The 25,866-nt window shown below is 32.9% G+C and carries 16 protein-coding genes; 12 read left to right on the top strand and 4 right to left on the bottom strand.

Going from position 1 to position 25,866, the window contains the following annotated elements:
* Positions 1 to 2: 2 nt before the first annotated feature.
* On the bottom strand, positions 3 to 785 hold the full coding sequence (locus EV143_RS14830) for an NYN domain-containing protein (protein ID WP_133508722.1): 783 nt from the start codon (positions 783 to 785) through the stop codon (positions 3 to 5).
* Between the two features lie 451 nt (positions 786 to 1,236).
* On the opposite strand from EV143_RS14830, the gene EV143_RS14825 reads away from it, so the two are divergent.
* Both EV143_RS14825 and EV143_RS14820 read left to right on the top strand, forming a co-directional pair.
* The gene (locus EV143_RS14825; RefSeq protein WP_133508721.1) at positions 1,237 to 2,499 is read left to right on the top strand and encodes an aminotransferase class I/II-fold pyridoxal phosphate-dependent enzyme; all 1,263 of its coding nucleotides are present in this window, start codon (positions 1,237 to 1,239) and stop codon (positions 2,497 to 2,499) included.
* A 122-nt stretch (positions 2,500 to 2,621) separates the two neighbouring features.
* Entirely contained in the window at positions 2,622 to 3,116 is a 495-nt protein-coding gene (locus EV143_RS14820; RefSeq protein ID WP_133508720.1) for a hypothetical protein, read from the top strand.
* A gap of 107 nt (positions 3,117 to 3,223) precedes the next feature.
* On the opposite strand, the gene EV143_RS14815 is transcribed toward EV143_RS14820, so the two are convergent.
* Positions 3,224 to 4,342, bottom strand: coding sequence for a GTP cyclohydrolase (locus EV143_RS14815; protein WP_133508719.1), 1,119 nt, complete (start codon positions 4,340 to 4,342; stop codon positions 3,224 to 3,226).
* Positions 4,343 to 4,389: 47 nt separating this feature from the next.
* Positions 4,390 to 5,376 (bottom strand): transporter, encoded by a 987-nt coding sequence (locus EV143_RS14810; protein ID WP_133508718.1) that lies wholly within the window; start codon positions 5,374 to 5,376, stop codon positions 4,390 to 4,392.
* Positions 5,377 to 5,501: 125 nt separating this feature from the next.
* On the opposite strand from EV143_RS14810, the gene EV143_RS14805 reads away from it, so the two are divergent.
* From EV143_RS14805 to EV143_RS14780, 6 genes are all read left to right on the top strand, one after another.
* Positions 5,502 to 5,783, top strand: coding sequence for a DUF4834 family protein (locus EV143_RS14805; protein ID WP_166638163.1), 282 nt, complete (start codon positions 5,502 to 5,504; stop codon positions 5,781 to 5,783).
* A 49-nt stretch (positions 5,784 to 5,832) separates the two neighbouring features.
* Complete coding sequence (locus EV143_RS14800; protein ID WP_133508716.1) at positions 5,833 to 8,289, top strand: YfhO family protein; 2,457 nt, start codon at positions 5,833 to 5,835, stop codon at positions 8,287 to 8,289.
* 65 nt (positions 8,290 to 8,354) lie between these two features.
* Positions 8,355 to 9,638: a glycosyltransferase family 4 protein gene (locus EV143_RS14795; RefSeq protein ID WP_133508715.1), complete on the top strand. Its 1,284-nt coding sequence runs from the start codon at positions 8,355 to 8,357 to the stop codon at positions 9,636 to 9,638.
* A gap of 113 nt (positions 9,639 to 9,751) precedes the next feature.
* On the top strand, positions 9,752 to 11,221 hold the full coding sequence (locus EV143_RS14790; RefSeq protein ID WP_133508714.1) for an oligosaccharide flippase family protein: 1,470 nt from the start codon (positions 9,752 to 9,754) through the stop codon (positions 11,219 to 11,221).
* 93 nt (positions 11,222 to 11,314) lie between these two features.
* The gene (locus tag EV143_RS14785; protein WP_133508713.1) at positions 11,315 to 12,967 is read left to right on the top strand and encodes a mechanosensitive ion channel family protein; all 1,653 of its coding nucleotides are present in this window, start codon (positions 11,315 to 11,317) and stop codon (positions 12,965 to 12,967) included.
* A gap of 243 nt (positions 12,968 to 13,210) precedes the next feature.
* Positions 13,211 to 13,510 carry a hypothetical protein gene (locus EV143_RS14780; RefSeq protein WP_133508712.1) on the top strand — a complete coding sequence of 100 codons (300 nt, stop codon included), beginning with the start codon at positions 13,211 to 13,213 and terminating at the stop codon, positions 13,508 to 13,510.
* 148 nt (positions 13,511 to 13,658) lie between these two features.
* On the opposite strand, the gene uvrA is transcribed toward EV143_RS14780, so the two are convergent.
* Complete coding sequence (gene uvrA / locus EV143_RS14775; RefSeq protein ID WP_133508826.1) at positions 13,659 to 16,457, bottom strand: excinuclease ABC subunit UvrA; 2,799 nt, start codon at positions 16,455 to 16,457, stop codon at positions 13,659 to 13,661.
* 228 nt (positions 16,458 to 16,685) lie between these two features.
* Between uvrA and EV143_RS14770 the strand changes: the two genes are divergently transcribed.
* The 4 genes from EV143_RS14770 (at position 16,686) to EV143_RS14755 (ending at position 25,855) form a co-directional block, all read left to right on the top strand.
* Positions 16,686 to 19,454: a triple tyrosine motif-containing protein gene (locus EV143_RS14770; RefSeq protein WP_133508825.1), complete on the top strand. Its 2,769-nt coding sequence runs from the start codon at positions 16,686 to 16,688 to the stop codon at positions 19,452 to 19,454.
* A gap of 240 nt (positions 19,455 to 19,694) precedes the next feature.
* Entirely contained in the window at positions 19,695 to 22,733 is a 3,039-nt protein-coding gene (locus EV143_RS14765; protein ID WP_133508711.1) for a SusC/RagA family TonB-linked outer membrane protein, read from the top strand.
* Between the two features lie 11 nt (positions 22,734 to 22,744).
* Complete coding sequence (locus tag EV143_RS14760) at positions 22,745 to 24,244, top strand: RagB/SusD family nutrient uptake outer membrane protein (protein WP_133508710.1); 1,500 nt, start codon at positions 22,745 to 22,747, stop codon at positions 24,242 to 24,244.
* 12 nt (positions 24,245 to 24,256) lie between these two features.
* Positions 24,257 to 25,855, top strand: coding sequence for a PKD domain-containing protein (locus EV143_RS14755; RefSeq protein ID WP_133508709.1), 1,599 nt, complete (start codon positions 24,257 to 24,259; stop codon positions 25,853 to 25,855).
* Positions 25,856 to 25,866 lie beyond the last annotated feature (11 nt).

Below are 25,866 nucleotides of genomic sequence, written 5' to 3'. Positions count from 1 at the left end.
AATTAATTGAATCGTAATCGCACATAAACGTGTTTGATTCCTTTTTTATCTGATTCCCTTTCATCAATCTCCAAAATATCAGTTAGTGATTTTAGCATTGGCGTAAGCTTAGAAAAACCATAATTTCTAGGATCAAATTCAGGTTTTTTCTTTACGATCAGGTTTCCAACATCTCCCAAAAATGCCCAGCCATCGTCATCTTCAATATCTTCGATAGTGGCTTCAATAAGTTCGATTGTTTGTTTGTCAATTTTATGTAATGCTTTTTCTGCCGGTTTTTCAACAGGTTTTTTAGCATCTGCAGTGGTAGTAACTTTTGGTTTTTTCTTTTGAATGGCACCATCCAAAACCTCTATATAAATAAATCTGTCGCAGGCAACAATAAACGAGTTTGGCGTTTTCTTTTCTCCAATACCAATTACTTTCATACCGGATTCTCTTAAGCGAATCGCCAGACGCGTAAAATCGCTGTCGCTTGAAACAATACAAAAACCATCGAGTTTTCCTGAATAAAGCAAATCCATTGCATCAATAATCAAAGCAGAATCTGATGAATTTTTTCCTACCGTATAACTATATTGTTGAATAGGAGTAATAGCGTGTTCCAGTAAAACAGCTTTCCATCCATTTGAGTTGGGTTTTGTCCAGTCAGCATAAATACGTTTTGTAGTTGGAGTTCCAAATTTTGTTATTTCCTCCATCATGCCTTTTACATTACTATAAGGTACGTTATCGGCATCAATAAGAACGGCTAGTTTTAAATCTTTTGAGTTGCTTAAAGGCATTATCTACGTATTAGAAAATTAGTTAATTCCAAAGGTAAAACTAAAATTGGTTTTTTATAAAGACTTGAAGTCAAATATATCCTTTGTTCTTATAAATTATTTTGGTTATAAATAAGATTGTTATGCCTTTATAAACTATAAGGTATAGAATTATCTTTTAGATTTCTGTCATCAAATTGATGCTAATTGAATAGAATTTAGAAGTCTGATTTTAAATTTACCGCTCATTAAGTAAGGTATTGCTTATAAAAGGTCTTTGCAGATAAATTATCAACGAGTATGTAAAATGTTTATTCTTACAAAAATACCAGCAAATTAGATGGATTGATTGCATAAATAATGATATCGGCAATATTTTTTAATAAAAATAATTGGCTAACTATATATTAGAATAATAATCATTATTTTTGCACCCTGTATAAAAATAAAATTATTACTTCAAAATATATTTATGGTAAAAGATTTATTCGAAAGAATTCAGAACAATAAAGGACCATTAGGAAAATGGGCTTCGCAAGCTGAGGGTTATTTTGTATTCCCAAAATTAGAAGGTGAACTTGGTCCAAGAATGCAATTTGGTGGAAAAAATATTTTAAATTGGAGTTTAAATGACTATTTAGGTCTTGCTAATCACCCAGAGGTTCGTCAGGCAGATATTGATGCAGCGACGCAATTTGGAGCGGCTTACCCTATGGGTGCCCGTATGATGTCAGGACATACAAAATACCATGAACAATTAGAAAGAGAATTGGCTGAATTCGTAATGAAACCGGCTGCTTATTTATTGAATTTTGGTTATCAGGGAATGGTTTCTACTATTGATGCTTTGGTAACTAAAAATGATATTATTGTATATGATGTAGATTCTCACGCTTGTATTATTGATGGTGTTCGTTTGCATATGGGTAAACGTTTTACATACAAACACAATGATCTTGAAAGTATGGAGAAAAACCTGCAACGTGCTACTAAAATGGCTACTGAAACAGGTGGAGGTATTTTATTTATTACCGAAGGTGTTTTCGGAATGCGAGGACAACAAGGAAAATTGAAAGAAATTGTTGCTTTAAAAGAAAAATATAATTTCAGATTATTAGTTGATGATGCGCACGGTTTTGGTACTCTTGGAAAAACAGGAGCCGGAGCAGGTGAGGAGCAGGGAGTTCAGGACGGTATCGATGTGTACTTTTCTACTTTTGCAAAATCAATGGCTAATATTGGAGCTTTTATTGCAGCAGATCAAGATATTATCGATTACTTAAAATATAATTTACGTTCTCAAATGTTTGCAAAAGCATTGCCAATGATTCAGACAATTGGATCTTTGAAACGTTTAGAATTATTACGTAATCACCCGGAATTAAAAGATAAACTTTGGGAAAATGTAAATGCTTTACAAAGCGGATTACGTTCAAGAAATTTTAATATTGGAGATACAAATACTTGTGTAACACCAGTTTATTTAGAAGGAAGTGTACCGGAAGCAATGGTAATGGTAAACGACTTAAGAGAAAACTACGGAATTTTCCTGTCGATTGTAATTTATCCTGTAATTCCTAAAGGAATTATTTTGTTGAGAATGATTCCAACAACTTCACATACTTTGTCTGATATTGACGAAACATTAATAGCATTTGAAGCTATTCGTGAAAAATTAGAAAACGGAACGTATAAAGAAATTGCAAGCAGAACTAAAGTAGATTTAGACGCTTAATTATTTAAAAAATAAATTTCCAGTAATATGGGAATTATGTAAAAAAAATCCATTCGTTATGCGAATGGATTTTTTATTTATTGAGTAACTTTATGCTATTAATTATTAAAAAAGAAAATTTCATGAAAAAAGTATTAGCCATAACAATGATGATTTTAAGTGTTTTTATTTCCTGTAAAAAAGAAACAACTCTTCCTGGTCCGCAAATAACTCCAAATGCTCCTAAGGAAGCTGAGATTGTTGAGCCTACAGGCGATCAATGCTATGTTTCAACGACAAAAAATAGCAGTATTAAGTTGAGTTTTAATGTGAATTCACATCAGGAAGTAAACGGAAAATTAAGTTATAGCATATACGGAAAAGATAAAAATGAAGGTACGATTAATGGAAACATGGTAGGAGATACCTTAATTGCAGAATATACCTTTGCATCAGAAGGTGTTTCTTCAGTTAGAGAAGTTGTTTTTCTGAAAAGAGAAGGAACGTTAATTGAAGGATATGGAGATGTAACAGAAGGTAACGGTAAAGTAACTTTTAAGAACAGATCGAAATTAAATTTTAATCCAGAAGAAACTCTTATAAAAGTTGATTGTACAGAACAACAAGTACAGCATTAAGAAATAAAAAAATTGTAAAAAAGAAAATCCCTCTAATATTTTAGAGGGATTTTTTATTTTTAGAATCTATATTAAAGTTGCAATTTTTACAATTCACAACTAACGATTTACAGATATTTCAAATACGTTTTTCTTTGACAGTGAATTGTCGGATCAAAATTTTTCCAAAGCAAATGAATTGCTGTATTCTCTGCTAATTCAGGAGTTCTGATGCAGGTTTGAATGCCTCTTTCTGTAAATGTTCTGTAATATTCATCAAAAATAATAGCCGTAACACCTTTGTTTTGATAATCCGGGTGAACTCCAATTAAGTAAAAAACAACATCTTTACTCTTTTTTCTGGCTCTTAGTAAATGAAGAAAACCAAATGGAAATAATTTCCCTTTTGCTTTTTGCAAAGCTTCGGTAAAACTAGGCATAACAATACTAAAAGCGACTAATTTATCTTCTTTATCAACCACAAATTTGATGTATTCCGGATTGATAAAACTGATGTATTTCTTTTTAAAGTATTCTTTCTGAACATCTGAAATCGCTACAAACGAAGCTAATTTAGCATACGATTCATTAAACAAATCAAACATTTTGTCAACGTGTGGCATAATGTCTTTTGTTTTGGTAAAAGTCAATGACCTTAAGCCGTATCGTTTTTTGATTAGTTCCTGTGCCTTAAGAAAAAACTCAGGTTTAACATTCGAAAACGGAAAAACACTTTCGATATATTCTTTTTCTATCTGAAAGCCTAATTGCTCAAAATGAGTTACATAATAAGGATTGTTGTACCAGGTAATCATAGTTCCCATCTGGTCGTAGCCTTCTGTAAGAACGCCAACTTTATCAAGGTTAGAAAATCCCATCGGACCTTCTGCATGTTCCAGATTATTTTGTCTTCCTAATTCGTAAACCTTTTCAAGTAAAGCTTTCGTTACTTCGATATCATCAATAACATCAAACCAGCCAAAACGAACCTTTCTTTTATGCTGATTATTAACTTCAGCCCAATTGATGATGGCTGTAATTCGGCCAACAATTTCATTGTTTTTATAAGCCAGATAAAAATAAGCTTCTGCGTTATCAAAAGCAGGATTTTTGGTTTTGTCAAAAGACTCTAATTCATCTGCAATAATAGGCGGAACCCAATACGGATTATCTTTATATAATGAAAAAGGGAATTTGATATATGCAGTTAATTCCTTCTTTGTTTTGGCTTCTTTAATTGTAATCATTAAAATCTTTATTGTAAAATAGCTCTTTATAAAGAGTCAGTTGTTAATTATTCGTATTTAGATTTACGTTTTCTTTCTTGTTCCTGAAAATCTGTTTCCTTCTCTGTCTTTTTATCCTTAGGATCTTTTACTTTTTTACTTTTTCTGGATTCTCTTTTAAATTCCATTTGTTTTTCTTTATAACTTGCATCATAACGCCATGAAACTCCAACTCCTCCATATAAAATAGATGGCGTATTTTTAAAGTTTGAACTGATCGATACATCAACCTGCAGATTTGGATTTATTAGATAAGCAGCTCCTCCACGACCAACAATGTCGCTGTAAAAATCACTTTTATAGCCTTGGTTTTCAATAAATCCTGACCATTTACTGTTGAATCCATGCGTTAGTGTTAATACATAAGCATAACTAGGATAATCAGTTGTAATATAATCAGCAATAATATTTGTAACAAAAACCCATCTTCCTTCACCAAAAAGATTTTGAGTAATCAAAACTACTTTTGGAGAAATACTGGATTCGGGAGAAAATGAATACGGATTATCAGCGCCAACAAAATTGGCTCCTGCAAATACTGAAACCGCAGGAATTAAAGAGTGCCAGTCGAACCTGTGATTCGCTTTATAACTGTAAATGTTTTTTGTTTTTTCGTAGTTTTTAAAAGGATCATAAATTAAATATTTAGCTCCTAAAACTGTTTGTCTAAAGTTGTTTTTTTTGTAGCTCGTATACGGAGTATCAAAGTTTTCCATTTGATATTGTAAGTCTAATACAAATTCTAATTTTTCTAAGAAAGCTCCATATCGAAACGTTAAATCAGTTCCTAAACCAGTTGCGTCATAATTTAATAAGTCGTGCTTTTCTTTAATACCGTAAATACCGGCTTCTGCCTGAATTACAGATTTTCCTACTGCATAAGCAGACATTGTTTCTCCAGGTCGGTTTGAGTTTATAACATCTGTATATTGCGCAAAAAAGAGTTGTGGTGCAAAAAAAAGTGCCGTTAAGAGTAAGTTTTTAATTTTCAACATAATTTATTTGGGGATTAAAAAGTAATAACGCAAATCAAATGTACTATATTTTATTATTTATTTAAGATTGTTATTTTAATTTTAAACAATGGATTTATTATTTTTGGAAAAAAAAATATATGATCATGCAAGAAGCATCGTTTTCAAGCTTAAAATTTGTTGTTGGTATTATAGCTTTTTATTTTATTTTTAAATTTTTAGCTAGAATCTTTTTGCCGGTATTGGTAAAAAAAGTAGTTGAGAAAGCAGGAGAAAATTTTTCGAGACAGCAACAATATGCTCAGGATAATTCATGGCAAAAAGCGCGCACAAATAATGATGAAATAATCATTAATACTGCGAATGCAAAAAATCCTCGCGAAACCAAAAAGATCGGCGATTACGTTGATTACGAAGAAATAGATTAAGTTTGTGTCCTAAATAATAGGATTCATCATTTAACCAAACCAGCCTACATTGAAAATAGTAAATAAGTTCTATCCGCATGCCCTTGTTGTCCTGGGCTTTATTCTCGTTTCCTTAATTTATTTTTACCCGGTTTTACAGGGAAAACAAATCTTCCAGTCGGATATTGCACAATATACCGGGATGGCAAAAGAGCAAAATGACTTTAGAGCTGCAGAAAATGCGGAGCCATATTGGACGAACTCTGCATTTGGAGGTATGCCAACGTATCAGTTAGGAGCAAATTACCCAAATGATTATGTAGGGAAGTTAGATGATGCGTTACGCTTCTTACCACGTCCTGCGGATTATCTGTTTTTGTATTTCTTAGGTTTTTACGGATTGTTACTGGTTCTTAAAACAGACCCTTTAAAAGCGTTTATTGGAGCCATTGCTTTTGGTTTTTCTACTTATTTAATTATTATTTTAGGAGTTGGTCATAATGCAAAAGCACACGCCATTGCTTATATGCCACTGGTTATAGCCGGTTTTATACTGGTTTTTCAAAAAAAATACATTTGGGGAGGCTTACTCACCATGTTTGCAGTAGCACTTGAAGTGAATGCAAACCACTTTCAAATGACCTATTACCTATTGATTTTCTTATTGATTCTTTCAGGTTATTTTGCTTTTAATTTCATCAAGGAAAAAGAATACAAACAACTTTTAACTGCAGTTGGAGTTTTGGCTGTTGCCGGAATTTTTGCTATTGGTGCCAATGCCGGAAATTTGCTTGCCACAAGTGAATATGCAAAATATAGTATACGTGATAAAAGCGAATTAACTTTTAATCCTGACGGGTCTAAAAATTTAACTACTGCTGCAATGACTACAGATTATATTACAGAATATAGTTATGGTATAGCAGAAAGTTTAAATTTAATTGCTCCAAGAATTTTTGGAGGTTCAAGCCATGAAAATGTAGGTACAGATAGTCGCATGTATGCTTTTATGCTTGAGCAAGGAGTTCCTTCAGAACAAGCACAAGATTTTGTTTCAGGAATGCCAACTTATTGGGGAGACCAGCCCATAGTTTCAGCGCCAGCATATATTGGTGTTGTCGTTTTCTTTTTAGGTGTTTTGGCATTGTTTATTGATGATAGAAAAATAAAATATGTATTTCTTGCAGGAGCATTATTTACTTTAATGCTTTCCTGGGGAAAAAATTTCTCTTTATTAACTGATTTCTTTATTGAGTACGTTCCGATGTATGATAAATTCAGAGCAGTTTCATCTATACAAGTTATTTTAGAATTATGTTTTCCTGTGCTTGCAGTTATGGGATTACAATCATTTTTTAAAGCAAAAGACGAACCTAAATTACAGCAAAAAGCATTAATACAAACGGGTGTTTTTGGACTTGGAGTTTTATTGATTTTAGTATTTGCTAAAGGTATGTTTCATTTTACAGGAATGAGTGATAAGTATTACTTAGAGAGTTATGGACCTGCTTTTGTAGATGCATTAAAAGAAGACAGAATGACTTTATATTCTGCTGATTTGTTGCGTTCAGGATTTTTTATTGTAGTGACTTTTGGAATTTTATGGTTATTCATCAAAAATAAATTTTCACAAAATACAACCTTAATTATTGTTGGTATTTTAATGATTTTTGATTTGTTTTTTGTGGATAAAAAATATGTTTCTGCTAAAGATTTTGTAAGCCCTGTACAGATTGCAGCTCCATTTCAGGAAACACCAACAGATTCACAGATATTAAAAGATACTTCAACTTATCGTGTATTTGATCCACAAGGGCAATTACAGGGAAGGTCGTCTTATTTTCATAAAACTATTGGTGGTTACAGTGCTGTAAGACCGAGAAGAATGCAGCAATTATATGACTATCAAATTGCTAAAAACAATATTGAAGTACTTAATATGCTGAACGTTAAGTATGTTATTCAAACTGATAAAGAAGGAAAGGAAATTCCAACAGTTAATCCTGACGCAAATGGAAATGCGTGGTTTGTACAATCAGTACGATCGGTAAATAAACCGGATGATGTAATGAAGGCATTAGATAATATTGATACCAAAAAGGTAGCAGTTTTTAATGTTAATGAATATCAAGGTAAATTTAAAAGTGCTGGATTAAACAAACAATGGGATACAACAGGAACTATTAAAGTAGTACAGTATAAACCCAACTACATTAAATATAAATCAGAAAGCAAAAATGATGGTTTGGCAGTGTTCTCTGAAATGTACTATAAAAACGGATGGAATGCTTATGTTGATGGTAAATTGACAGATCATTTCCCAGTTGATTATGTATTAAGAGCAATGGAAGTTCCGGCTGGAAAACATACTATAGAGTTTAAATTTGAACCACAAGTAATAAAAACAGGAGGAATGATTACATTGGCAAGTTCAATTGGAATGTTTTTGCTTTTGATTGGTGGAATTTATTTTCAAAAATTCTATCGCAAAGATGCACAGAGAATTGACGGAGATACTCAAAAATAATTTAAAAAATCTTTGTGAAACTTAGTGAGAACTTTGTGAGTCTTTGTGAAACAGAATAAACCTAAATGGAACAAAAAAAACTTTTAATAATTACGTATTATTTCCCGCCAGCTGGAGGCCCTGGCGTGCAGCGTTGGTTAAAATTTGTAAAATATTTACCTGAATTCGATATTCAGCCAATAGTTTATGTTCCTGAAAATCCAACTTATCCAATAGTTGATGAAGGTTTGGTAAGTCAGATATCTGATAAAGTAATTATTCTGAAGAATAAAATTTGGGAGCCTTATCAGTTAGCTTCTGTTTTTTCAAAAAATAAAACGAAGAAAATCAGCTCTGGAATTTTTCCTCAAAAGAAGAAACAAACTTTTTTGGATAAAACTTTTCTTTGGGTTCGTGGTAATCTTTTTATCCCTGATGCACGAGTTTTTTGGGTAAAACCCTCTGTTTCTTATCTTGAAAAATACATTCAGGAAAATAATATCGATACCATTGTAACTTCCGGACCTCCGCACAGTTTACATTTAATTGGTTTAGAATTAAAAGAAAAATTAAACGTAAAATGGTTCGCCGATTTCCGCGATCCGTGGACAACGATTGGGTATCATAAAGCGTTGCGTTTATCTTCTTACGCAGCCAAAAAGCATAAAAAATTAGAACATAAAGTACTGAATACGGCTGATACAATTATCGTAACAAGTAAAACTACCAAAGCTGAATTTCAAGCTATTACAAATAAACCAATTTCGGTAATTACAAACGGTTATGATATTGAGAATGTAGAGAAACAAACTTTAGACAGAAAATTTACTCTCGCCCATATCGGGTCATTTTTATCAGACAGAAATCCTCAGTTTTTATGGGAATCTTTGGTTGAATTGCTTCAGGAAATTCCGGATTTAAAATCACATTTAGAAATTAAATTAATTGGTGCCGTAAGTCAGGAAGTTTTAGATTCTATCGCTCAATTTAATCTGAATGATTATCTGAATCTTTTAGGTTATGTTTCGCATCATGAAGCTATTGCACATCAAAAAAAGTCTCAGGTTTTACTTTTAATCGAAATTAATTCAGAAGATACTAAAAGTATTATTCCGGGAAAATTATTCGAATATATGGTTTCAAACCGCCCAATAATTGCCATTGGGCCGCAAGGTTCTAATTTTGCAGGTATTATAAAAGAAACCAATACAGGAGTATTTTTTGATTATTCTGAAAAAGCGAAATTAAAAAGTGTAATTTTGGATTTTTATAATCAATTTTTAGAAGGAAAATTACAAGCTAATGGTGTTGGTTTACAACAATATTCAAGAAGAAATCTCACCAAACAATTAGCACAATTGATTCGTTAAAACAAACAATTTCAAAAGCAATAACAATTTCAAATATCATACGAGATTATTAAATTAAATTAATAATCTATCCCGAGGCTTCGGGACTAAAATCTAAACTCTGCAATCAAAAAATGGGTATTGTTTTAAATCAGTCTTTCAAAAATACAATTATTACTTACATAGGTTTCGGTATCGGAGCTATCAATACACTTTATTTATATCCTGTTTTTCTTGGCGCAACGTATTATGCGTTAACAAATTACATTCTTTCAGCAGCAAATGTTATTATGCCTCTGTTTGCTATCGGAATGCAAAATACATTAGTCAAATTTTATTCACAATATAAAACAGAAAAGGAAAGAGAGGAGTTTTTGTCTTTTACCGCTTTGTTTCCCGTTTTAATGTGTATTCCGTTAGGAATCATAGGAATCTTTTTCTTTGATGATATTACAGCTTTTGTTTCTAAAGAAAATCCGGTTGTAAAAGAGTTCATGTATTTAATTCCCTTTATTGGAATTTGTATGGCTTATTTTGAGATTTTTTATGCTTGGGCACGCGTGCACATGCATTCGGTTTTTGGGAATTTTATAAAAGAAGTCGGTTTAAGATTATTCTCCACTTTGGCTTTAATAGGTTTATATCTTAAATGGATAACACTAGTTCAATTTGTTTATGTCACGGCTGTTATTTATTTCTTAGCATTTCTAATTACAATGTTTTATGCGTTTTACATTAAAAAACCTAAGTTTCAGATCAATATTCCGGCGAATGTAAAAAGCGTAATGGAATATACTTTTTTCATTATTCTATCCGGAAGTGTAGCCAATTTACTTTTAGATGGCGATAAACTGATGCTGAATCAATATATGAAAATCGAGAATATTGCTTACTATTCTGTAGCAACGTATATCGCTTTGGTAATTTCAGTTCCGAGTCGTGCCATGCATCAAATTGTATATCCAATTACCGCTAAATTGATGCATGACAACAAACATGATGAATTGAATGATTTATATAAAAAAACATCAATCAATTTACAGATGGTGGGCGGATTTGTTATGCTGTGCATTTTTGTCAATATCAGGCAATTGTATGAATTGGTTCCAAAAGAATATAGCGGAGGAATCGCGGTTGTATTTATGATTGGATTATCTAAATACTTTGATTTGATTTTAGGAAATAATAACGCTATTATTTTTAACACAAAATATTACAGAATGGTTCTGTATTTAGGGTTGCTTTTAGTGTTTTTGACCATTGTTTTAAACATGATTTTCATCCCTGATTTCGGAATTTTTGGTTCGGCATTTGCCACTTTATTGTCTATTACATTATATAGTTTGGCGAAATTACTTTTCGTAGTCAAGAAACTTCATTTGTATCCTTTTACAAAAGAAACAGTTTATTCAGCGCTGTTAACATTCGCTTTATTTTTGGTGTTTTATTTTTGGGAATTCCCTTTTTACCAATTAATAAGTATTGCTTTAAAATCTATTTTGGTAACGATAGTGTATGTTTATTTAAACTATAAATTTAATATTTCACCGGATATTAATAAGGTAATTGATAGCCTTTTTAAGAAAATTGGTATTAAAATTTAGTACGATTTTATCGATAAATCATAGGTAAAGTAATTTCGAATCTATTTTGTTTTTATATTTGTTAGGAGATAACTAACTTATTTCTAATAGAATATGAAAAACAAATTACTTTATTTTTTAGCATTCTTTACCATTTTATTTTCTTTGGCAACTTTTGCCCAACAAGAAAAGCAACAAACAAATAAACCAGAGATTACAAAACCAATTTTAAAAGGATATCCTGTAAATCCTTTTAAAGACACACTATTTTATGTTTATAATAAAGTAGGTTCCTTTTCTGCAGAAAATAGAGCAAAGGCTATTACTGCAAAGGTTAAATCACTTTACGAAGATGATCTCTTTAAAGCCGATTCTTTAAAAATTATTCCTTCAGATATTAGTTTAGATATTATTTATAAAGGTGATTTGATTCTAATGTCGGTTTTAAATGCAGATGCAGCAGCTGAAAACAAATCAGTTCAGGAAATCGCAAAACGCAATTATAACGCGATTAAAAAGGAAATTATTTTTCAAAACGAAAACTATTCATTGTTACCAAAACGGCTGGGATTTACAGCTTTATTAATCCTGATTCTAGGCTTAGTTTTATTATTTGTTTCTAAAATATTCAATGCAATAAAATCCTATGTCGCCAAAAGAAGGGAAAAGTACTTCAACGGATTTTCATATAACAATATCAATGTGCTTACGCCTGAAAAGCAGGAGTTTGTTGCAATGCGAATTATTGGGATTATCAGAGTTGTTACTTTAATAGTAATTGTTTATTTAACGCTTCCGCTGCTTTTTAATATTTTCCCGGCGACAAAAGCATATACGACAACTATTTTAAAATGGACGCTGACTCCTATAAAATCTGCCATAATGGGATTTGTTGATTTCCTGCCCAATCTGTTTACAATAATTGTAATTGTTTTGATTTTCAGGTATTCACTTAAAATAATTAAATTTTTTGTGGATGAAATTAACAAGGAAAATATAAAAGTAGATGGTTTTTATAGCGATTGGGCAAAACCAACCTTCAATATTATACGTTTTTTGGCCTACGCCTTTATGTTGGTTGTAATTTTCCCGTATTTGCCTGGCTCAGATTCTCCAATTTTTAAAGGAGTTTCGGTATTTGTTGGAATCTTATTTTCGTTAGGCTCATCAAATGCGATTGCCAATATGGTTGCCGGTTTGGTTATTACTTACATGCGCCCGTTCAAGATTGGCGATTTTATTAAGATTGGCGATGTAAGCGGAGAAGTAATCGAAAAAACTGCTTTGGTTACCCGAATCAGAACGCCAAAATTTGAAGATATAACAATTCCGAATGCAACCGTTTTATCGAGTACTTCTACAAATTATTCTGCAAATACCAAAGATTCAACAAATGGTTTGTTAATTCACACTACCGTCACGATTGGTTATGATGTACCGTGGAAGGATATTCATAAAGCATTAATTGAAGCCGCCTTGAAAACCGATATGATTGAGCAGACTCCTGTGCCGTTTGTTTTGCAGACTAGCCTGGATGACTTCTATGTTTCGTATCAAATAAATGTTTACACGAAAGAACCTACAAATCAGCCTCGAATCTATTCTTCTCTACATCAGAATATTCAGGATTCTTTTAATGTTGCCGGAATTGAAATTATGTCGCCACACTATAGTGCTCTGAGAGACGGTAATACGACAACAATTCCGGAGAATTATTTAGATGAAAATTACGAACCATCCGCCTTTAATTTTAAGAAAAAACAGTAAGTAATTGATATACAGTTAAAAAACTTTAAACTTTAACAGGTATTTATTTTGTAATTAATTATATTAAAATTAACTTTATATTAGAAATTCAGCATTGCTTTGATAAATTAGATAAACATTATTATATAAAAGATAATAAAGTGGCAAAATTTCTGTTTACTAAGACTAATCACTTTAGTAAAAATTAAATTACAATAGTATAGAGTAGTACTATTTTGGGTTAAATTTTTTTAAATAGTTATGATGAAAAACATTCACCTCAACCACGAACAAAGTTTGCAAGTGTTCTCTAATATGATATCTAATAAAATTCATAACGGATTTACACTTGAAGAAAGAAACGATGAGTTTCTTTTTGCAGTTCTTTCAAAAGGAGGAAAGGTAGTGAATCATGGTTTGAATTTTACCATTTTTTGCCTAACCTTAGGATTATGGTCATTTGCATGGCTATATCTTACTTTAGAAGCTTCTAAACAGAAAAAAATATTGGTAGCCATTGACGAAGATGGTTTGCCATTTGAGGAGAGATGTTTGGTAGCATAAAAAATTTCACTTAGAAAACGAAAAAAGCCCTAAATTAAATATATTTAATTTAGGGCTTTTTAAATTACTTACACGAACCGTAGAGCCTCATGTAGACGCTACGTTAAAAACCTTAGCAACTCAGAACCTCAGAACCTCAGAACCTTTCCTAAACAAGTTTATCCTTCAAATAAATTCCTGTAACAGATTCTTTAACTTTTACAATATCTTCCGGAGTTCCTGCAGCTAATAAATAACCGCCATTTTCACCACCTTCAGGACCTAAATCAAGAATCCAGTCGGCGCATTTTATAAGATCAAGATTATGCTCAATTACAATTATCGAATGGCCTTTTTCAATTAAAGCATCAAACGAAGCCAATAATTTTTTGATGTCATGAAAGTGTAAACCTGTTGTAGGTTCATCAAATACAAAAAGTGCTTTATCTTTTGTGGCACCTTTTACTAAAAACGATGCTAATTTAATACGTTGCGCTTCACCACCGGAAAGGGTAGAAGAAGACTGCCCCAATTGCACATAACCCAAACCAACATCCTGAAGCGGCTGTAATTTTTGAGTAATTTTAGCCTGTTTGTTTTTATCAAAAAAAGCAATGGCATCATCGATAGTCATGGTTAGAATATCGTTGATGTTCTTATCATCAAAAGTAATTTCTAAAATTTCTTTTTTAAAACGTTTTCCTCCGCAGGTTTCACATGGTAATGAAACATCGGCCATAAAGACCATCTCAACGTTTATCGAGCCTTCTCCTTTACAAGTTTCGCAACGGCCTCCATCAACATTAAAAGAGAAATGCTTTGCCTGATACCCTCTTATTTTTGATAATTTTTCTTTAGCATATAATTCACGGATATCATCATAAGCTTTAATGTAAGTTACAGGATTTGATCGTGAACTTCTACCAATCGGGTTCTGATCTACATATTCAATATGTTTGATTTGCGAAAACGAGCCGTTTATTTCGCTAAACTGACCTGCTTTTTCTGCCGCATTTTCCAGCTTTTTCTGCATTGCCGGAAACAAAATCTTTTTAATCAACGTACTTTTTCCACTTCCTGAAACACCGGTAATTACGGTTAAAACATCTAATGGAAAAGTAACATTAATATTTTTTAAGTTATTTTCTCTTGCGCCAATAATCTCAATATGATTTTTGAATTTTCGTCTTTTCTTCGGAACAGAAATTTCAAGATCTCCGTTCAGGTATTTCGCTGTAAGAGATTCTGATTTTAAAATTTCATTATAAGTTCCCTGTGCAACCAAATGTCCTCCAAAAGTTCCGGCTTCGGGACCAATATCGATAATCATATCGGCCGCTTTCATAATATCTTCGTCGTGTTCAACCACAATTACGGTATTACCTAAATCACGAAGCGAAAGCAAAACTTTAATCAATCGTTCAGAATCTTTAGGATGCAAACCAATACTTGGCTCATCTAAAATATACATCGAACCAACCAAACTGCTTCCAAGCGAAGTGGCAAGGTTTATACGCTGCGATTCCCCACCCGAAAGTGTCGAAGAATTTCTGTTTAATGTTAGATAATCTAAACCAACTTCTGTCAAAAATGACAAACGGTTATTGATTTCGACCATCAAACGTTTTGCGATTTGTTGTTCGTATACATTCAAATCGATGTTTTTGAAAAAAGTGACCAAATGTTTAATCGGTAAATCGACTAATTCAGAAACTGTTTTTCCGTTTATCTTTACATAAGAGGCTTCTTCGCGTAAACGTTTTCCGCGACAAGCGTAACATTTTGTTTTTCCGCGGTAACGTGATAACATTACACGATTTTGAATCTTATAATTTTTTTCTTCCAGTTCTTTAAAGAAACCATTCAAACCTTGAAAATACTGATTTCCTTTCCAGACTAAATCTTTTTGATCTTCTGAAAGTTCGAAATAAGGTTTATGAATTGGGAAATCGAATTTGTAGGCATGTTTTATCAATTCGTCTTTGTACCAGCTCATGCTATCGCCTCTCCAGGGATAAATAGCGCTTTCAAAAACCGATAATGAAGTATTCGGAACAACTAAATCAGCATCAATACCAATAATATTTCCGTAACCTTCACAAACCGGGCAAGCGCCGTACGGATTGTTGAAACTGAATAAATGAACATTAGGTTCTAAAAACGTAATACCATCTAATTCAAAATTATTCGAATACGTAAGTCTTTTATCAGAACCTACTTCCTGCAGATAACAAATTCCTTTTCCTTCAAAAAAAGCAGTTTGTACAGCATCGGCAAGTCGGTTATAAAATTCTTCTTCCTCTTTAACAACAATTCTGTCAATGATTAGTAAAATATCTTTATTATCTAATTTATGAAGATCTGTCGGCGTAAAATCATCCAAACGAACGGTTTCGTTATCGACCAAAATACGCGCAAAACCTTGTTGTAATAATACTTTTAGTTTGTCTTCAAGTTGTCTTCCTTCTTCAAGATGAATAGGCGAAAGCAACATCCATTTGCTGTCTAATTCAAAGTTTTTTACATCCGTAACAACATCGGTAACTGTATTTTTTTTGACTTCAAGCCCGGAAATTGGTGAGTACGTGCGGCCAATTCTGGCGTATAAAAGTTTAACGTAATCGTAAATTTCTGTTGAAGTACCCACAGTAGAACGAGCATTGGTAGTATTTACTTTTTGCTCAATTGCAATCGCGGGCGCAATTCCTTTTATATATTCTACTTTTGGTTTGTCTAAACGTCCCAAAAACTGACGTGCGTATGATGATAAACTCTCTACATAACGGCGTTGTCCTTCGGCATATAAAGTATCAAATGCCAAACTCGATTTACCTGATCCTGAGAGTCCTGTAATTACAACAAGTTTGTTTCTTGGAATGGCAACATCTACATTTTTTAAATTATGTACCTGTGCTCCTTTAATTATAATATTATGTTTTGGATCGAGTGTAGAAAGATCAATTTGCATAAAAAAGTCAATTTCTACAAAAGTAATCAATTTTGAATTGAGTTTTGTTAAGGACATTGTTCCAAATTTTAACTAATTCTTCCAGAATTGCCATGTTTTTTGTATTGATGATTTTTTTATTAAAAACGTTCTGTTTCAACATAAAATAAGCTATTTTAGAACTGTTTTTGTAATAAATTAATAACCACCGCCAAATTGAAAACTAACCTTTCTATACTTTGCTTTTTAATGGGTTTTATCCTGTTTTCACAGGAATTACCGCCAATTGTAAAATATCCGTCGACTGTTTATGGCGCCGGAAATCAGAGTTGGATGATTTCGCAGGACGAACAAAACTATTTGTATTTTGCTAATAATGAAGGGCTTTTAGAATATAACGGAACCAATTGGGAGCTTTATCCAACGCCTAATGAAACGATTATGCGATCTGTAAAAGTGATCGATAATAAGGTTTACACCGGTTGTTATATGAACTTTGGTTACTGGACAAGACAAGCCAATGGAAAATTAAAATACACCTCGCTAAGTGATACGATTAAGAATAAAATTCTGGATGATGAACAGTTTTGGAACATTTTAAAATACGATCAGTGGATATTATTTCAGTCTTTGAACCGAATTTTTATCTATGATACAAAAACGAAAAGTTTTAAAATTATCTCGCCAAAAAATGGGGTTGTAAAATCGTTTAGCACTAAAAATTCTATTTATTATCAAACGATAAATGAAGGTCTTTTTGAAATTGAAGGCGGAAAGGGAAAATTGATTTCTGATAATCCAATCCTGAAAAAGTTTACGATTGTCAATGTTTTTACGATAGACGATGGTTTATTGATTCAGACACAATTAGACGGATTTTATAAACTTACAGGAACAGCTTTAACACCTTTTTCGACAGAAGTTGATGCGCAAATAAAAGCGAGTTTTGTGTACAGCAGCCAAAGACTTCAGGACGGAAGTTATGCATTGGGAACGGTTTCTAACGGAATTTTTATTTTATCGAATTCAGGAAAACTCAATTATCATATTTCGCAAAGCAAAGGTTTAAGTAACAATACGGCTTTGTCCTTGTTTGAAGATAGAGACCAAAATGTTTGGGTCGGTCTTGATAACGGAATTAACTGTATTAATCTGCAAACGCCGGTGCATAGTTTTACAGATGATACAGGTGTTTTAGGGACGGTGTATGCATCAATTGCCTTTAACGGAATGTTGTATGTGGGAACCAACCAGGGTTTATTTTGTAAAAAATACCAGAGCAACGGCGATTTTCAGTTTATAAGCGGAACAAAAGGGCAGGTTTGGTCTTTATACAGTTATGACAATACACTTTTTTGCGGTCATGATTCAGGAACTTTTATTATTGATAATACGGCTGCAAAAAGCATTTTTTCAGGTTCTGGAACCTGGAAGTTTGAACCCTCTCCCAATAATAAAAACATTTTGCTTCAGGGAAATTACTATGGAATTTCGGTTTTAGAGAAAGTAAACAATCAATGGAAATTCAGAAATAAAATTGATGGTTTTAGTTATTCTTCGCGCTATTTCGAAATCACTCCAAATTTAGAAGTGTATGTCAGCCATGAATACAAAGGCATCTTTAGATTGCAATTGGATAATTCACTTTTAAAAACAAAAGAATTTTATACGTATTCTGCTCCTAATAAAGGTAAAAATGCGAGTTTGGTTAAATTTAATAATGCCATTTATTACGCCTATAAAGGTGGGATTTTTAAGTTGAATTCTAAAACAAAACAATTTGAGAAAGATAAATTGTTAAGCTCGATTTTCGAAAAAGATGAATATACTTCGGGAAAATTAATTGTTGATAAGTCCAATAAAATCTGGTTGTTTTCTAAAAATTACATTCATTATTTCTCTGCCAGTAAATTAAGCAATCAGTTAAAACAAAATATAATTCCGATTCCGTCCTCTTTAACAAACTCGATGTTGGGTTTTGAAAATATTACTCAAATTTCAAAATCAACTTATTTAATTGGTACTACAGATGGTTATTACACGCTTAATATCGACGATTTAAGTTTTAAAAACTATGCCGTTTCCCTAACAGAAATTTCAATAAACAAACAAAATGAGACTTTAAATAATGTCCTTTTAAAAGAAGAAGGAAGTTTTAGATCGAATGAAAACAACATTACATTAAATTACACTGTTCCCGAATATAATAAATACATCAATTCAGAATATCAATATTTATTAGAAGGATTTCAAAATGACTGGAGCGAGTGGAGTACTAAATCTTCTGTCAACTTTAAGAATTTATCGCCGGGCAAATATACTTTTAAAGTTCGGGCAAAATATGCCAATACGTTATTACAAAATACAGCAACTTATACTTTTGTAGTTTTAAAACCCTGGTATTTAACTAATCTGGCTGTTTTTATTTATTTATTACTGCTAATTATTATTGGTTACTTCATCAACAAGGCTTATCGAAATTTTTATCACAAACAAAAAGAGAAATTAATTGAAGAAAATAATCTTTTACTAGAGATCAAAGAACTTGAAAACGAGCAGCAATTAATGAAATTAAGAAACGAACAACTCTCTCAGGATGTTGATAATAAGAATAGAGAATTGGCTGTTTCGACAATGAGTTTGAATAGTAAGAATGAACTTCTGGCTTTTATAAAAGAAGATTTGAAGAAAACATCTCAGGATGATAACAAGAATATTAAATCGGTTATTAGAACTATCAATGATAATATTACGGAAGAAGATTCCTGGAAAGTTTTTAAAGAAGCTTTTGATAGTGCTGATAAAGATTTCCTAAAAAGAATAAAACAACTTCATCCGTTATTAACTCCAAATGATTTGCGCCTTTGTGCTTATCTGCGTTTGAACCTTTCATCCAAAGAAATTGCTCCATTATTTAATATTTCCGTTCGAAGCGTTGAAATTAAAAGATATCGTTTGCGTAAAAAAATGGATTTACAGCACGAAATCGGTTTAGTTGAATATATCCTAGCTGTATAGGAAGTCAGAAAATCCTTCAAAAGCAACTATACATTACCACAACATTAACCTTTTGTTGTGATTTTTACACTTATTTGTTAACGAAATTAACATTCTGATTTTACAGCTAAATCATGTGTTATTTTGCCATATCTTAATTTTTTGTCTATTTTTTTGAGATGTATGTTTTTTGTTGTGGTTAATTTTAAAGTATTCTTAATAGGATAGGATAAATTTATCTCAATAAAAAACTAACTAATTATGAAACCAAAATTATTATTAATGGTATTGTTACTATTTACATCTTTTGCGTTTTCGCAGACCTTTGATGTAACCGGAAATGTACTTGATGGATCGGGCTTAGCATTGCCTGGCGTAAATGTAAAAGTTAAAAATTCGTCTCAAGGTACAACCACAGACTTCGACGGATCTTTTAAACTTTCAGGTGTTTCAACCGGCACCACAATTGTTGTAAGTTATATTGGTTACCGAACTCAGGAAGTTATTGTTTCCGGTTCTAAAGTAACTGTAAAAATGAGCGACGATACCAGATCACTGGAAGAAGTTGTAGTGATTGGTTATGGTACTCAAAAGAAAAGAGAAATAACAGGAGCAGTTGGTGTTCTTGACAACAAGACACTTGATGTATTAAAACCAGCCAGAATTGAACAGGCTTTACAAGGAACTATTTCAGGAGTAAATGTTACCACACAATCCGGAGCTCCCGGAGCGCCACTTGATATACGCATTCGTGGAATAGCTACAAATGGTGAAAACAGACCTGCTACTATTATTGATGGTTATGTGGGCGATTTAAGTTTGCTAAACCCAAATGATATTGAAACTATTACGGTTTTAAAAGATTCTCAGGCCGCTATTTATGGAGTACTTGGAGCAAACGGAATTATTCTGGTAACAACTAAAATGGGTAAAAAGAATTCTAAAACAAGAATTTCTTTTAATAGTTATACTGGATTTCAGGAAACATCAAGAAAATTGCCAACGCTAAACGCTACAGAATATGCACTTTTATTAAATGAAAGTTATTCAAATGGCGGAAAAGCGCTTCCTTATCCAAATGTAAGTACTTTAGGAAAAGGAACTGACTGGCAGGATGAAGTCTTTAAAAAAGGAGTTCCAATTATAAGCAATGACTTAACGATTTCCGGAGGATCAGAAAAAATTACCTACTCTATAAGTGGTTCACATTTAGATCAGGAAGGAATTGTTGGAGGAGACAAATCAGGTTTCCTGAGAAATACCGCCAGACTTGGTTTAGGAGTAGATTTAAGCGATAAAATCAAATTGAAAACAAACGTTATTTACACGTATTTTACCAGAAATACATTAAACGAAAATGGATTAGGTTCTGTTTTATTCAATGCCTTAAACGTTCCGGCAACATTAAATCCGTACGATGCAAACGGCGATTTTACTTTAGTACCAAGTACAACAGGATTGGGAACAGAAATTATTAATCCGTTGGCACAAATTGCAAATACGTATAACAGTTATAATTATAAAAAGCTAAACGGAAACTTCGGTTTAGATTATAAAATCTTCAAAGGATTTGTTTTATCAAGTTCAATAGGTTTTAATACATCAAACAGCGAATCAAAAACATTTGCCAAACAAATTAGTTATGGCGGAAAAGTTTTCGATGTACAAAGAAGTTCAGTGACACAAGGTGCCGTAAATGATAACAATTATTCATTTGACCTTTTTGGAACGTATACGGCAAAAATTGCTGACGCACATAATATTGTTGGTACTGTGGGTACAACTATTTTTAAAGAATACGGCAATGGGCTTTATGCAACAGGTTTTGATGTGCCTAATAATTCCTGGGAATTCGCAGATATTTCTTTAACCAAAGGCTTATCTGAAACTTTAAATAATAGTTCTTATGTATATGACCAAAGAAGACTTTCTTATTTTGGAAGATTACAGTACGATTTTAAAGGTAAATATTTGCTGTCTGCCATAATAAGACGTGATTCTTCAACCAAATTTGGCCCGGAAAACAAAGTAGGTTATTTTCCTTCTCTTACAGCAGGATGGGTAATTTCAGACGAGAGTTTCTTTGGTGAGCCAAAATTCATAAACTTCCTGAAATTAAGAGGAAGTTACGGTAGTTTAGGTAACGATCAAATTCCGAATAACGGTTATTTAGGACTTTTAAATGGTGAAGCGACTTATGTTTTTGATGGCGCTTTGGTAAACGGAACAGCAAACGGACAAATACCAAATCCGGATTTGAAATGGGAACAAGCCAAAAAATTTGATGTTGGTTTAGATATAAAATTATTAAACGACAAAATATTCTTAGTAGCAGATTACTTTATAGATACCAGAAAAGATTTATTGATTCCGAATATTCCTGTTTCAGGAATTAACGGTACAGGAGCTCCGGGTGCTAGTGCGCCAACGTTAAATGCCGGTACAGTTAGAAATTCTGGTTTTGAATTCGCTATAGATTACAAAGAAAAATTTTCAGATTCTTTTAATATGAGTATCGGTTACAATGTTACTTTCCTTAAAAATGAAGTATTAGAAGTAAATAATGGTACAGGTTTTATTGAAGGCGGAGCATTTGGAGTAGGTCAGCCTGCGCCGGCACGTATGGAAATTGGAAAACCTCTTGGTTATTTTTACGGATATAAAACAGATGGAATTTTCCAGAATCAGGCAGAAATAGATGCACATCCTTCTCAATTAGCATTAGGAGCAAATGCCGCGCCTGGCGATATTCGTTACGTAGATGTAAACGGCGACGGTACAATTGATACAAAAGACAAAACCAATATTGGAGATCCAATTCCGGATGCTACAATGGGATTCAATGTTCAGTTAAATTATAAAAACCTGGACTTTGCCGTTTTCACATTTGCTTCAGTTGGAAATGATATGGTGCGTAACTACGAAAGAACACTTTCAGATGCAAACCGTATTGATTATGTTTTAGACCGATGGACAGGAGAAGGAACTTCTACAACAACGCCAAGAGTAACAACAGGAGCAACGACAAATAATGTTTTTTCAAATTATTTTGTTGAAGATGCATCGTATGTCAGAATTCAAAATGTGCAATTAGGATACACACTTAATCAAAATATATCCCAAAAAGCAGGAATAACAAAATTAAGACTTTATGCAGGCGTAAATAATCTTTACACTTTTACAAAATATAAAGGCTTTGACCCGGGTGCTTCAAACGGAGCTCCAATTGGAGGAGGAATCGATTACGGATTCTATCCTGTCCCAAGAACTTATTTATTGGGCTTAAACATTAATTTTTAATTTCAATTAAAATGAAAAAATATTTATTTACCACTATAGCAACGATAACCTTACTTTCAACTGTAACAATTTCCTGTTCAGATGAATTTGTTGATCCTGCTCCGGCATATTCTATAGATTCTGAAAATTATTTTAATTCGAAAGAAGAATATAATAATGCATTGATTGCTACTTATGATTTACTTCAATCCTCTTATGTAAATGTTTTGTTAGGAGAAATTGCTTCAGATAACACTTTGGCGGGAGGAGAAAGCCCTACAGACGTTATTGGTTTTCAGCAAGTAGATGACATGATTCATACACAGACAAACAGTAATATAAAAGATATCTGGAACTGGATGTTTGCAGGAGTTCAAAGAGCTAATTATATTCTTGAATTTCAAAATAAAACCGATTTTGAGGGCAAAACGCAAATTATAGCCGAAACACGTTTTCTTAGAGCGTACTATCAATTTGAATTAGTAAAGTGGTTTGGTGGTATTCCTATGAAAGGCGATGCAAGGTTTAAGCTTGGAGACGAAACTAAGATTCCGCGTTCATCAGTTCAGGAAGTATATGCTTCAATAGAATCTGATTTAACTTTCGCGGCGGCTAATTTGTCTCCAATTGCTTCTCAAAAAGGAAGAGTTACAAAAGGTGCTGCACTGGCATTATTAGGAAAAACCTATTTATATCAAAACAAATTTACACAAGCTGCGACTGCTTTGCAAAGCGTAATAAATTCCGGATCGTACTCACTGGTAGCTGATTATAATTCAATGTTTGAATTAGCTGGTGAAAACGGAACTGAATCTGTTTTTGAAGTACAATATACAGATGTTGAAGGTGCCGGTTTTGGATGCCTGCAATGTAGTGAAGGAAACGTTGCCGTAGGTTTTAGCGGAGTAAGAGGTTATGATGGTCCGCTTTTTACATCAGGATTTAGTTTTAATATTCCAACTCAGGAAAGTGCAAATGCTTTTGAAAGCGGCGATAAACGTAAAGATGTTGCCATTTTAGACATCAACGCATGGGCTTTGGCAAATGCTGCTTACGATAACGGTAACGGAATTAAATTTGGAAAAGGTAATGAAGATACAGGTTTCTTCAACAGAAAATATTTACCAAGAAAAAGACCAAAAGAAGCTGCAGGAGATTTAAACCTGACCAACCCAAATAATTACAGAGCAATACGTTATGCTGACGTTTTATTAATGGCAGCCGAAGCATACAACAGAGGTGCAATCGACGATGGAAAAGCCAGAGAATATTTAAATCTGGTAAGAAGAAGAGCTTTTGGTGATAACAACCATGATGTAACCGTGGGAGGAGCTTCACTAACAGATTTAATTTTGAAAGAAAGAAGAGTAGAGCTTTTTGGCGAAGGACATCGTTTCTTTGATTTGGTAAGAACCGGAAATGCAGTAGGAACAATCCCTGGTTTTACAAAGGATAAAAACGAATTATTTCCACTACCAATTGAAGAAATTCAATTTGCTAACGGAAATTGGAAACAAAACCCTGGATATTAAAAAACATCAATTATGAAAAAAATATATTTTATTATAAACCTCTTCGTTTTAGCCACCATGATTGGTTGTGCAAACGATGATCTCAATGTTGATTTAGACGGTATAGCTGCGCCTGCAAAAGTTTCAGTTCTTACAACGGTTACTCAGGATAACACAGGAAAAGTTACGTTTTTGCCTAAAGGCGAAGGAGTAAGTCAGTTTAAAATTAATTTTGGTGACGGAAGTGCAGAATCAGATTATGTTCAGGCTGGTGGAACTGTAACGCATACCTATAAAGAAGGTGTTTACAAATCTAAAGTTACTGCGATGAATGTGAGCGGAAAAACAACTGAAATTACTCAGGATGTGGTAGTTTCATTTAAAGCTCCTCAAAACTTACAAGTAGTAATTACAAATGATTTAACAGTTTCTAAAAAAGTTACCGTAAAAGCAACAGCAGATTTTGCTTTGTTTTATGATGTTTATTTTGGAGAAGCAGGAAAACCTGATCCGATTTCAGCTAATAATGGCGAATCAGTTTCGTATACGTATCAGCAAGCCGGAGTTTATACAATAAAAGTAGTTGCAAAAAGTGCCGCTGTTCAAACTACAGAATATACGCAGCAATTTGAAGCTATACTTGTTCTAAACCCAACTACATCTGCACCAACACCGCCAAACAGACAAGCTGGAGATGTTATTTCTATTTACGGCTCAAAATATACCAATTTAGCAGGAACTAATTTTTACCCGAATTGGGGACAATCAACTACCCTTACGGAATTTGATTTAAATGGAGATAAAATGCTAAACTACATTAATTTAAATTATGAAGGAATTGCACTAGCAGATAATACAACAATCGATGTTTCGGGTATGGAATTTATACACATGGATGTATGGACAGCAGATCTTCCAAAACTAGAAATCTCTTTAATTAAGCCAGGACCAGATGAAAGAGCTGTAACAAAAAATCTTACAGCAAATCAATGGACAAGTATTGATATTCCGATTTCTGCATACACAAGTCAGGGATTAACAGTAGCAAATATTTTTCAATTGAAATTAGTTGGAACTCCGGCGGGAGCAAGTATTTTTATAGATAACATTTATTTCTATAAAGCACCAGCTGAGGCAATAGGATTACCTCTTGACTTTGAATCTTCGACTTTAACATATGTCTGGGGTGGTTTTGGTAATGTGGATGCGTCTATTGTTACAAATCCATCTAAAACAGGAACTAATGTATCTGATAAAGTTGTAAAATTGGATAAAAAAGCAGGCGCAGAAGTTTGGGGGGGAGCAAGTTTAAATCTCGAAAACACATTTGATTATACGAAAGGAACTACTGTAAAAATAAATGTATGGTCACCAAAATCAGGAGCCGATATATTATACAAAATGGAAGTTTCGACATCGCCAAAAGATGGAAATGGAAATCCAACTGTTTTTATAGAAACACATGCCACAACAACAGTAACCAATGCATGGCAAGTCCTGACATTTGACGTAGCGGCTGCACCCGGTTTTAGTACAGCTAATAAATACGACAGAGTAATTTTATTCCCGGACTTTGGGGTAGCGGGAACAGGAACGACATATTACTTTGATGATATAAAACAATCCAATTAAAAAAAGCAATC

Origin of the sequence: Flavobacterium chryseum, assembly GCF_004362015.1 — a bacterium.
Taxonomy (GTDB): domain Bacteria; phylum Bacteroidota; class Bacteroidia; order Flavobacteriales; family Flavobacteriaceae; genus Flavobacterium.
Note: the sequence above shows the minus strand (reverse complement) of the source record. Positions and strands in the feature narration are given on the sequence as shown.

What these genes read in the sequence shown, in the direction of transcription:
- EV143_RS14830 (WP_133508722.1), bottom strand. Translation starts at nt 785, where the DNA reads ATGCCTTTAAGCAACTCAAAAGATTTAAAACTAGCCGTTCTTATTGAT.
- EV143_RS14825 (WP_133508721.1), top strand. Translation starts at nt 1,237, where the DNA reads ATGGTAAAAGATTTATTCGAAAGAATTCAGAACAATAAAGGACCATTA.
- EV143_RS14820 (WP_133508720.1), top strand. Translation starts at nt 2,622, where the DNA reads ATGAAAAAAGTATTAGCCATAACAATGATGATTTTAAGTGTTTTTATT.
- EV143_RS14815 (WP_133508719.1), bottom strand. Translation starts at nt 4,342, where the DNA reads ATGATTACAATTAAAGAAGCCAAAACAAAGAAGGAATTAACTGCATAT.
- EV143_RS14810 (WP_133508718.1), bottom strand. Translation starts at nt 5,376, where the DNA reads ATGTTGAAAATTAAAAACTTACTCTTAACGGCACTTTTTTTTGCACCA.
- EV143_RS14805 (WP_166638163.1), top strand. Translation starts at nt 5,502, where the DNA reads ATGCAAGAAGCATCGTTTTCAAGCTTAAAATTTGTTGTTGGTATTATA.
- EV143_RS14795 (WP_133508715.1), top strand. Translation starts at nt 8,355, where the DNA reads ATGGAACAAAAAAAACTTTTAATAATTACGTATTATTTCCCGCCAGCT.
- EV143_RS14790 (WP_133508714.1), top strand. Translation starts at nt 9,752, where the DNA reads ATGGGTATTGTTTTAAATCAGTCTTTCAAAAATACAATTATTACTTAC.
- EV143_RS14785 (WP_133508713.1), top strand. Translation starts at nt 11,315, where the DNA reads ATGAAAAACAAATTACTTTATTTTTTAGCATTCTTTACCATTTTATTT.
- EV143_RS14780 (WP_133508712.1), top strand. Translation starts at nt 13,211, where the DNA reads ATGAAAAACATTCACCTCAACCACGAACAAAGTTTGCAAGTGTTCTCT.
- uvrA (WP_133508826.1), bottom strand. Translation starts at nt 16,457, where the DNA reads ATGCAAATTGATCTTTCTACACTCGATCCAAAACATAATATTATAATT.
- EV143_RS14770 (WP_133508825.1), top strand. Translation starts at nt 16,686, where the DNA reads ATGGGTTTTATCCTGTTTTCACAGGAATTACCGCCAATTGTAAAATAT.
- EV143_RS14765 (WP_133508711.1), top strand. Translation starts at nt 19,695, where the DNA reads ATGAAACCAAAATTATTATTAATGGTATTGTTACTATTTACATCTTTT.
- EV143_RS14760 (WP_133508710.1), top strand. Translation starts at nt 22,745, where the DNA reads ATGAAAAAATATTTATTTACCACTATAGCAACGATAACCTTACTTTCA.
- EV143_RS14755 (WP_133508709.1), top strand. Translation starts at nt 24,257, where the DNA reads ATGAAAAAAATATATTTTATTATAAACCTCTTCGTTTTAGCCACCATG.